At 69.3% G+C, this 502-nt stretch carries 2 pseudogenes; both read right to left on the reverse strand.

Annotation, left to right across the window (positions count from 1 at the left end):
• Nucleotides 1-258: pseudogene (locus tag A9Z05_RS37900) on the reverse strand (polymerase); the annotation flags it as partial.
• A gap of 155 nt (nt 259-413) precedes the next feature.
• A pseudogene (locus A9Z05_RS37905) lies at nt 414-502 on the reverse strand (hypothetical protein); the annotation flags it as partial.

The following is a 502-nucleotide window of genomic DNA, read 5'->3' on the forward strand; positions in this document are numbered from 1 at the left end:
CAGCGCGACCTGCGCGATCAGCACCACCGCAAAACCGAGCGGCACGGCGAACGCCGCCGGCGCGGCAAACGGCTGGGCCGGACGGCCGGTGCGTGCGAGCAGCACGACGGACACGCCCACCAGCAGATACAGCACCAGCGCGGAAAACTCGGAATAGAAGGTCGGGATCGGATACGTGTGATTCGTGATCGCGTACGGCACGATCAGGGCGACAGCCAGCGCAACGAGCGACAACGAACGGGAAAAAGTGGAAGGCATGAGCGAACCGGATGTCAGCAACCGGCGCACTATACAAAACTTTCCCTGCTCTGTGCGGGGCTGTCGCTCCGCGAGCCGGCGCGAGCCGCAGCCTCGCCGGCCGAAGCAGCGGCCGGCGAGGCCGCATGCGCGGCCGCCCTCCCTCTCCGCCAGCCTTATGCACGGCACTCCGCGGGCGCATATTTCCCGGGCAGCGTCGCGGCGTTACCGGGCAACGGCCCCGCGCCGGGCGCCGGCAGCGACG

This window comes from Burkholderia sp. A2 (assembly GCF_001729305.1).
Lineage (GTDB): Bacteria > Pseudomonadota > Gammaproteobacteria > Burkholderiales > Burkholderiaceae > Burkholderia > Burkholderia sola.